The following is an 8,798-nucleotide window of genomic DNA, read 5'->3' on the forward strand; positions in this document are numbered from 1 at the left end:
TTGAAATCCAGCGCGGTACGCGGAAAACCGCGCAGCCGATGTGTCCCGGCCCTTCAAGAGATTTCCGCGTGGGTATCGCTGCGCTCCTCCCACCCTACTGATGACGAGCAAGCCTGTGTAGGGTGGGAGGAGCCGTAGGCGATACCCACCAGCGGTCTCTATGTTCACCAAGGTAGCTCTTGAAACCAGTTTTCATGATCTGCTGCGCGTCGTGAGGCGCGCGTTCAAAATGCTCCTACCCCTTGCACATTCCGCTTTCTCAACGGTTTTTGGTCTTGCTCGCGAGACGTTGAACAAGCGCTAAGCTGGGCGCGAGTTGACTTGACGATGTGCTATCAAAAATGATTTTCATTTCTATTTGAGGGTTTCGCACTTTGCTTCGGAATACATAGTGAAGTGAAACAATCTCCTCACGTAGAAAGGAATCTGGATGTTGAGTCAGAAACGGTCGGCCTCCCCCATATCAACTACACGCCGACTCGCGCCGCAATCCGCCTTCCCCCTGAATACGCTGCGTGCCGCCACCCATCTGGCCCTGATGGTGGGCTTTGGCGGCGCCGGCCTGAGCTTGGCGCCGGCGGCGCTGGCGGCGGACAATGCGCCGGCCCAGGCCAGCAACAGCGCGCCGGAACGGCTGGCGCCGGTGGTGGTGCAAGGCCGCCGCGTCTACGCCGGCGGCCAGCTGGCCACCGATAGCCGGGTGGGCGTGCTGGGCAATCTGGACGTGATGGACACGCCGTTCAGCACCATCAGCTACACCGAGGACTATGTGGCCAACCAGCAGGCGCGCGAGATAGGCGCGCTGATCGGCGCCGCCGATCCCTCGGTTCACGTGGCCAGCAAGGGCACCATCCTCGAGAAATTCAATATCCGCGGCTTCCCCACCTCAGCCAACGACATCACCTTCAACGGCCTGATCGGCATGGCGCCCAATCTGCGCGGCTCCACCGAGATGGCGGCGCGGGTGGAAGTGCTGAAAGGGCCGTCCACCCTGCTCAACGGCATGCCGCCGGAAGGCAGCCTGGGCGGCAGCGTCAACATCGTGCCCAAGCGCGCGGGCAACACGCCGCTGACCTCGGTCACCGCGACTTATGAATCCGACAATATGCCCGGCGTGCACGTGGATGCGGGCCGGCGCTTTGGCGACAGGCAGCAGTGGGGCGTGCGCTTCAACGGCGTTTACCGCAACGGCGACACCGCGGTGGACAAGCAGAAACAGGGCATGAACCTGGCCTCGCTGGGCCTGGACTGGCGCGGAGAGCGCGCCCGCGTCTCGCTGGACCTTTACCGGCAGCGCGAAAAGATGGACGGCATCAATTACTTCGGCATCTTCTCCATCGCCCCGGGCGTGACCCAAGTGCCCACGCCCAAGAAAGGCGATTACCAGTTTGCGCCGGATTGGGCCACCAATACCAACACCACCCAGGTGGCCTTGCTGCGCGGCGAATACGAGCTGAGCGAGGCGCTGACCCTGTACGGCGCCTATGGCCATCGCAAGGCGGACTTCGACGCCACCATCACGCGCGACCGCTTGCTCAATAACGCCGGCGACCTCAGCGTGAGCGCGTTCCGCCTGATGAACGAGGGCACGCAGAAATCCGGCGAGGCCGGCGTGCGCGGTCATTTCGACACCGGCAAGATTCAGCATAAGTGGTCGCTGGCGGCCACGCGCTTCACCTCGGAGCGCAGCTACCGGGATGGAATGGGCCCCACCTTCAACACCAATTACTATGCGCCGTCCTTCGGGTCCATGCCGGCGTTCCGGTATATGGGCAGGAGCGTTCAGGACAAGCTGGGCAGTATCGCCCTGGCGGATACGCTGTCCTTCATGGACGGTAAGGTGCAGTGGACGGTGGGCACGCGGCGTCAGAACGTGCAGAGCAGCAACTACGACGCCGCCGGCGCGCAAACCTCCAACTACGACCAAAGCCGCTGGTCCCCGGCCACCGCCTTGCTGGTCAAGCTTTCGGACCAGCTCTCGGTTTACGGCAACTACATCCAGGGCCTGAATCAGGGCGGCGTGGCGCCGGACACGGCCAAGAACGCCGGCGAAAGTCTGCAGCCGTATCAGACCGAGCAGTACGAACTGGGCGCCAAGCTGGATTGGGGCGGCCTCACCCATAGCCTGAGCCTGTTCCAGATCGCCCGGCCCAGCGCTTATACCAGCCCGGACAGCAATGTCTTCGGCGTGTACGGGGAACAGCGCAACCGCGGCCTGGAGTGGAGCTTCTGGGGCGAGGCCAGCCGCGGCCTGCGTCTGATGGGCGGCGCGTCTTACACCAGGGCCGAGCTGACCAAGGCGCTGGACCCGGCGCACCTGGGCAAGCAGGCCTCCGGCGTGCCCAAGGTGATGGCCAAGCTGGGCGTGGAATACGATATCGCCGCCCTGCCGGGCCTGACCGCCACCGGCAACGCCCAGTACGTGGGCGAGCGCTTCGTCCGCGACAACAACCAGCTGTCCTTGCCGTCCTACACCACGTTTGACCTGGGCGCCCGTTACACCACCAAGCTGGCCGCCAAGGAAATCACCTTGCGCGCCTCGGTGCAAAACGTCGCCAACCGCGCTTACTGGGTGGGTTCGTGGAGCGGCGGCGACGGCAGCGGCTTGTCCGGCGGCCTGGGCGCGCCGCGCACCTTCCTGCTGTCCGGCACCGTGTCGTTCTGAGCATCCGCTTCGCGGACTCTGAGCCTTGCCCTGCCGGTCATGCGGGGCGTTTGACCGACGCCGCGGCTTCCGCCGCGGCGTTGTCGTGTTTACATCACCTTGCAAATCAGCTTATGGGCGGCTTGCAACTCCTGCCGCACCGGCTCCAGCAGCGCCGCGATCTGCTCGCCGTTCAGCGTCTTGGTGTCCGGGCAGCTCAGCAGCAAGGACATCAGCGCTTGCAGGCTTTGGGTGGCGGAGTGGAAACGCAGCACGCTGCGGGTCAGGCCCTCGTCCACCTCCAGATAGCGGCGGTCCAGCTTGTGGCACAAGGCCTCCAGTTCCGGCCGGCCCTGGGCGTTGGCGCGCAGCTCTTGCAACAGGTCTTGCAGTTGCAGCAGGATCGGGGTGGCTTGGGCGTTCATGGCCGCTCCTCCCTGACAGTGACAAAACGGGGATGCCGCCGGTGCAAATTAAATATATTCATTATGAGCTCCACAAAGATCTGCTCTAAGAAACGCCTGCGCGGCGCGGAGGACGCGGGCAGGCTCATGGCCGCGCTGTCGGGCGCGGCGCATGGCAGCCTGAGTGGGGAAGGCGGGAGCGTCAAGACGACAGCCGGGCCGGCCTTGGAATCTGTTCAAAGTCTGCCGCGCTTCGCGAGACGCGGCGCGGGGCGTATCGCTTCACGGATGCCCAAGCGGGAGAGGAAAGCGCCGCGGGACACGGTTTCGCCAAAAATCTGTTCCTAAGTGCGTTGCAGCTGGGTGAGGGTGAACCGTTCGGGCAGCAGCCAGCAGGGCAGGGTGGCGCCGCTGGCCTTATTGCATTGTCGGGGACTCAATCAAAGCTCAGCTCCACGGTGGCGGCGGCATTGACCAGGCCGGGCCGGATGGCGGGGCCGCTGGCGGCGTAGCGCACCACCATGGGCAGTGCGTGCTGTTGCCTGGCCGCCAGGCTGGTGAACTCGGTGCCCAGCGTATAGGCGCCGGTTTCGCCCTGTCGCTGCAGCTCCAGCCCAATGCCCTGGGCGCTGCCAGGCCCGCCGGCAATGCTCAGCAGCGTGCCGGCGGCGCCGGGCGCGTTGGCGTCGCTCAGCTTGGCGCTGACGCTGGTGCCGGGCGCGCAGTCCAGATCGATGTTGAACGGCTTATCGCCGGTGCGGCCGGCGCCGGCGAAGTCTCGGGTGCTGGCGTCGGGCAGGCGGACGGTTTGGCCGGCGTTTTTGAACGAGCAGCCTATCACCCTGATGGCGGGCTGATTGAAGGAGTAGGTGTAGAGGGGCTGTCCGTGATCGCCGCCTTTCTTGTTCTTGTAGTTGACGGCATGGCTTTCCGGATTGAGCCGACCGGAGGTCACCGGGCCTGTTGTGACCAGTTCGATCGTGTCGGTAATGGTGACGGTATCGTTCAAGGGCATGCCGCGTAGATTGGTGCGGCCATTGTTCAGACTTGTGGTGCTGAAGGTCTGAGATTTTCCGGAGTGGGTATTGCTGTTTATCCAGCGAATGCCGATGCCGGAAGTTTGGGTTTTTCTGACGCCACTAAGCGATGAGCCGCCGTTGTCGGTGTTGCCATAGGACAAAAAGGCGTACCAGTTGTGTTGGCCGTTGGCGCTGCGCTTGTCGCATTTGACCGTGGTTGTCAGCACCTGCTTGGCGATCAGGTGCCCGGCGGGCGCCAGGTATGGAATCACCAAGGGATCGGGAAGCGCTGGAGTGATGGTTGATGAAACCACTTTGCAATCGGCGTGGCTTGGGAGGCAGCAACTCCCCAGCGCCAATAGCAAGACGAGGCAGGCCAGCAGCGGGCGGCGGGTAGGCGGCGTGTGCATTTGGGTATCCTTTTCTTTGATTAAGCGCGGCGCTTAGTGGCAGGGCAGTTCTAGCCGTAGGTAATGACGCCCTGGCTTGGCGGGCGGCAGCTTATAGCGGGCGCTGCAGCCGCCGCCGCTCCATTTCACGGCCAGCAGGCCTTTCGGTTGTTTAAGCAAGAGCAACGTCCGGCCTTGCGGGTCCACGATGCCCAAGGGTTGGCCGGCGTCGTCCTCCACGCTGGCGCCAAACGGCGCCGCGCTGCCGTCGCGGCGGCGCAGGCTGAATTGAACGCGCCGGCCGCTACGCGCCTTGAACACGGCCTTCACCACTGCGCCGCGGCGCGGCACCACTTGCTTGACGCCGTCCTCCAGTTCCAGCGCCGCGCCCAGTTTGAGGCTGTCCAGACTCAGGCTGTTGGCGCGATAAGGCTGGGCGTCGGCGCGCACGCTGTAGCCGTTGCCGTTCAGGCCGGCGGCGCCGTCCACTTGCAGCAGGGCGAAGGTGTCGCCGACGGCGCGGCTGAGGTTGAGGCCGCCGCCGTGGACGACGATGGCGCCGTTGGCGCCCAGGCTGGCGGACTGATGGCCGCGGGCGGCGCTGTAGGCGGCGCTCAGCTGCGCGACATCGCCCTGATGGACGCCGCTGGCGTTCAGGCTGGCGTCGCCCTGGCTGTCGCGGCCCACGGAGACGGTGTAGCTGTCGGCCTCGCCCAACTGGCCGCTGAGGCTGGTGTGCAGGGCGTCGCGGCCAAGCTGGGCGCTGAGCTGCGGGGCGTGTCGCCCGCTGTCCAGCGGCAGGCTGAAGCCCAGCGTGATCTGGCTGTCGCCTTGGCCGCGGCCGTCGCGGCTCCGGCTGAGGCTGAGGTGGTAATGGAATTGTTTCCAGCGGTGGCTGTAAGCCAGGTTGAGGCTGTGGCTGGCGCCGGGCCGCCCCCAATCATTCTGCCGGCTGAGGCTGAGATAAAGGCTGCCGCGGCGGCCCTCGCGGCCCAGCGCCTGTTGGGCGCTGAGGTCCATCCGCGCGCGCGCGCGGTGTTGGTTGGCGCGCTGGGCCAGGTCCGCCGCATGATCGTTGAAGCTGCGATAGCCGGCGGTGGAGTAGCGGTAAGCGGCCAGGGTGAGCTGGGTCTGGGTGCGGGGCAGGGCCTTGTGGTACAGCAGGCGCAGGCTTTGCCCCTGGCTGCGGCGGCCTTGGGCGCGGCTGAGGGATTGGCTCAGGTCCAGCGACAGCGCGCCCAGCGGGGTGTTGGCGCCCAGGCCCAGCTTGATGGCCTGGAAGCGCGGCGAGAGCTGGAAGCCGGCGGCCACGGTGCCGTCGTCGCTGAGGCCGTAAACCAGCGCGCCGGCGGCCAGCGCGGGACGGGCCGCTTCGCCGCCCTGGTATTGGCCCAGCGCGGCGTGGTATTTCCAGCGGCCTTGGGCTTGCATCAGCGGCAGGCTGGAGAAGGCTTGATGGCTGACGCGGCGGCTGCCGTCGGCCTCGGTCACCGTGATTTCCAGTTCGCCGTTGGAGCCGGAGGGGGCGATGTCGCTGAACTCGAAGGGGCCGGGCGGCACGTCGGCGCGGTGCAGCACATAGCCGTTCTGACGCACTTCCACCGTGGCCTGGCTCCGTGCCTGGCCGCGAACTACCGGCCGGTAGCCGCGCTCGCTGTCCGGCAACATGGCGTCGTCCTGGCTCAGTTGCGCGCCGCGGATGCGCGAGCTGTCGAACAGCATGGCGTCGGTGTATTGCTCGCCCAGCGCCAGCTGGCTGCGCAGCGCGGTGATGTCGCGCTGCAGCAAGGTGCGGTTGCTGCGTATTTCTGTCGCTTGGCCGGTATTCCCGTTGAGGGTGGTGTCGTTGCGCAAGCGCCAGTTGCCCAGATTGAGCCCGTTTTGCAGGCCGAGATACCACTGGCGGCTGGCGCGGCCGTGCTGGCCCCGGCGGTATTGGCCGCTGAATTGGTAATTGGCGTAAGCGGCGTTGACGCCGGCGTCCCACAGCGAGGGGTCGACATAGCCGTCCGCGCGGCGCAGCAGATGGGCTTGCGGCACGGAAAGCTCAAGTTGCAGCCGGGTGGAGTCGTAGCGCGCTTGCGCGTGCTCCAGGCGTTGGGGCAGGTCCACGCAGGCCTCGTCGCCGGGGCCGGACGGCGGTAGTTTGACGCCCAGCTTGCGCAGCAGCGCGGCGTCCAGGCAGGGGCGCACTTTGCCGTCCCGTTCCTGGCGGAACAGGATGTCGCGGCGGTCGGCCAGCTGGCGGTTGAGCAGGATGTCCACGCGATAGCGGCCGGGCAGGATGTCGTTGCCGGCGCTCAGCACCGCTTTGAGGTCCGCCGCCTGTCCGTCCAGCTTCAGAAAACGGGTGTTGAAGACGGGCGCGTCCGCCGCCAGCGCCTGCGCGCAGGCGATCAGCCCGCAGGCGCAGGCCAGCGGGATCGCGGCGCTGCGGCGGGCAGGGGGCGTCAGCGGCTTGCTTCTCATCGCCTTGCGGTCCGGCGGCCGGCTCAGGGCTCCAGCCGGCGCGGCTGGGCGGGCGCCGCGCCTTGCAGCCGGACTTCAAAAGCCTGGCTGGCGCCAAAGTCGTTGATGATTTGGTAGCGCAAGCGCGCGTCGTTTGCGGCGTCGGCGGGCAGCGGCCATTGTCCGCCGGCGCCGGGCGCCAGCATCCGGGCGCGGCTGATCTCCTTGGATTTTCCGCCGGACAGCAGGCTCAGGCCGGTCACGGTCACGTGGTAGCGGCTGGGGTTGTCCGCTTGCAGCCAGCGGCTGCCGCGCTCGCGCCGCAGCCGCCAACGCAGGCGTTCCGGCGCTTGCAGCGCGTCGCCGTCCAGGCCCGGCGGGCGGTAGAACACCTTGACGCGCTGGCGCACCGCCAGTTGCAGCATATTGCCTTGCCCGGCGGCTTGCGGGATTTCCTGCACATTGAGCCAGAAGGCGGTTTCCCGTTGATCGGCCGCGCCGGCGCCGGCGTAGAGGATGCGCAGCAATTGCTCCTGCCCGGCCGGCAGCCGCGTCAGCGGCGGGGTGATGGCGAAGGGCAGTTCGGCCTTGTCGCCGTCCAGCGCTTCCAGCCAGGACTGCACCAGGATGTCCGCGCCGTGGTTGCGCACGGTGACGGCGGCTTCCGGATGCGCGCCGTCGAAAATGACGCGGGTGCCGTTGAGACTGATGCCGGCGTTGGCGTGGGGCATGGCCAGCCAGGCCGCCAAGCCGGCGGCTTGCAGCAGGGTTTTCATGATGGAGGCCCTGAAAATAGACAACGGCGGGAAACCCGCCGCTGTGGGTGGAGGAGGCGAGGGCTTAGTCGTAGCTCAGTTCGAAGGGGAGGTCGGCTTGTACGTTGCCGGCGGACATCAGGGTAACTGCCGGGTCCGTAACGTAAGCGGCATCAAACGTTATGGTTTCGCTTGCGCTTGGAGCGGACTTGTTCAGCAGTTGTCCAGACACAAGGTTGTAGCTTGTGTCAGTTCCCGTCTGATACAGCGCGATGCCAACGCCAGCCGCCGGTGAGCCGCTGGCGGTGTTCTTCAGGATGTTGGTTTGGCCTGTGAGCGTGTTGGTGCCGTTTAGAGCTTTGAGGGACACGGTCAAATTTTTAGCGCCCGTGCAGGCAATTACTATCGAGTGCTTTTTGGGAGCACTGGGTTTGCTCGCCAAGGCTTGCACCTTGTCCATGGATATCTCGTCCAGAGTGACATCAATAGCGGGAATAGCCATCGTCGTGCTGCCGTTTACCGAGCAACTGGGCGCAGTGACTTTGCCTGTGAACTTGATGGCGCCGGTTCGGGTGACGGCGGCCTGAGACGCCAGCGGAAGCGCGGCGGCAAAGACGGCCGCCAGGGCCAGCAGGCTGTGTTTTGGTTTCATGGTGGTCTCCAGTGGTTGCGGCGCGCAGGTGCTTGGCCTGGGCCTTGAGTGGAGACGGCATGATAAAAACACATTCAATTCAGGTCTTTAGCCTGACTTTGAGCGCTTCTTACCTTTTCTTACCAAGTCATAACTTTTCTTGTTTGGACTTTTTGATATCGGCAAACAAGGTTTAAGCCGCTCATGGGGATTGATAAGAGTTTAAACCTGTCCTTTTGGACAGGTTTGTGAAAATGGCAATTTTATAGGATTGTCCGCTAAGTGCCGGTTATCTAAAATGTTTTGACTCAAATTTTGTCATCTCCACCCTCATTACGCCTCAAGGCCCCCATCCGCAGACCAGGTCGAAGCCCGTCGCCATGGGGGCTTTGCATAAGGCTGGTTTGGGGGTGTTTTGATTTTGGATAGTTCGAAGGACCGCCCCATGGACCTCAGCACCCTGCTCGCCAGCTTCGCCTCCGCCTTCAACCAGGACCAGCGCCTGCTC

6 protein-coding genes are annotated in these 8,798 nt (G+C 65.1%); 1 reads left to right on the forward strand and 5 read right to left on the reverse strand.

The annotated features are described in order from the left end of the window. The first annotated feature begins 430 nt into the window (after positions 1-430). Positions 431-2,665, forward strand: a complete 2,235-nt coding sequence (locus tag ACODRW_RS16945; protein WP_488906258.1) for a TonB-dependent receptor — start codon at positions 431-433, stop codon at positions 2,663-2,665. 89 nt (positions 2,666-2,754) lie between these two features. Here the strand turns inward: ACODRW_RS16945 and ACODRW_RS16950 are convergent, their stop codons facing one another. From ACODRW_RS16950 to ACODRW_RS16970, 5 genes are all read right to left on the reverse strand, one after another. Further along, positions 2,755-3,069, reverse strand: a complete 315-nt coding sequence (locus ACODRW_RS16950) for a hypothetical protein (RefSeq protein WP_488906259.1) — start codon at positions 3,067-3,069, stop codon at positions 2,755-2,757. 415 nt (positions 3,070-3,484) lie between these two features. Beyond that, positions 3,485-4,477 carry a fimbrial protein gene (locus tag ACODRW_RS16955; protein ID WP_488906260.1) on the reverse strand — a complete coding sequence of 331 codons (993 nt, stop codon included), beginning with the start codon at positions 4,475-4,477 and terminating at the stop codon, positions 3,485-3,487. A 33-nt stretch (positions 4,478-4,510) separates the two neighbouring features. Beyond that, on the reverse strand, positions 4,511-6,925 hold the full coding sequence (locus ACODRW_RS16960) for a fimbria/pilus outer membrane usher protein (protein WP_488906261.1): 2,415 nt from the start codon (positions 6,923-6,925) through the stop codon (positions 4,511-4,513). A 23-nt stretch (positions 6,926-6,948) separates the two neighbouring features. Further along, the gene (locus tag ACODRW_RS16965; RefSeq protein WP_488906262.1) at positions 6,949-7,680 is read right to left on the reverse strand and encodes a fimbrial biogenesis chaperone; all 732 of its coding nucleotides are present in this window, start codon (positions 7,678-7,680) and stop codon (positions 6,949-6,951) included. A 64-nt stretch (positions 7,681-7,744) separates the two neighbouring features. Then, positions 7,745-8,311 carry a fimbrial protein gene (locus tag ACODRW_RS16970; RefSeq protein ID WP_488906263.1) on the reverse strand — a complete coding sequence of 189 codons (567 nt, stop codon included), beginning with the start codon at positions 8,309-8,311 and terminating at the stop codon, positions 7,745-7,747. Between the last annotated feature and the right edge of the window lie 487 nt (positions 8,312-8,798).

This window comes from Chromobacterium sp. FG89 (assembly GCF_057808735.1).

Bases quoted from the DNA above. Each gene is read 5' to 3' on its own strand.
- ACODRW_RS16955 (WP_488906260.1), bottom strand. From the start codon at position 4,477: ATGCACACGCCGCCTACCCGCCGCCCGCTGCTGGCCTGCCTCGTCTTG.
- ACODRW_RS16960 (WP_488906261.1), bottom strand. From the start codon at position 6,925: ATGAGAAGCAAGCCGCTGACGCCCCCTGCCCGCCGCAGCGCCGCGATC.
- ACODRW_RS16945 (WP_488906258.1), top strand. From the start codon at position 431: ATGTTGAGTCAGAAACGGTCGGCCTCCCCCATATCAACTACACGCCGA.
- ACODRW_RS16950 (WP_488906259.1), bottom strand. From the start codon at position 3,069: ATGAACGCCCAAGCCACCCCGATCCTGCTGCAACTGCAAGACCTGTTG.
- ACODRW_RS16965 (WP_488906262.1), bottom strand. From the start codon at position 7,680: ATGAAAACCCTGCTGCAAGCCGCCGGCTTGGCGGCCTGGCTGGCCATG.
- ACODRW_RS16970 (WP_488906263.1), bottom strand. From the start codon at position 8,311: ATGAAACCAAAACACAGCCTGCTGGCCCTGGCGGCCGTCTTTGCCGCC.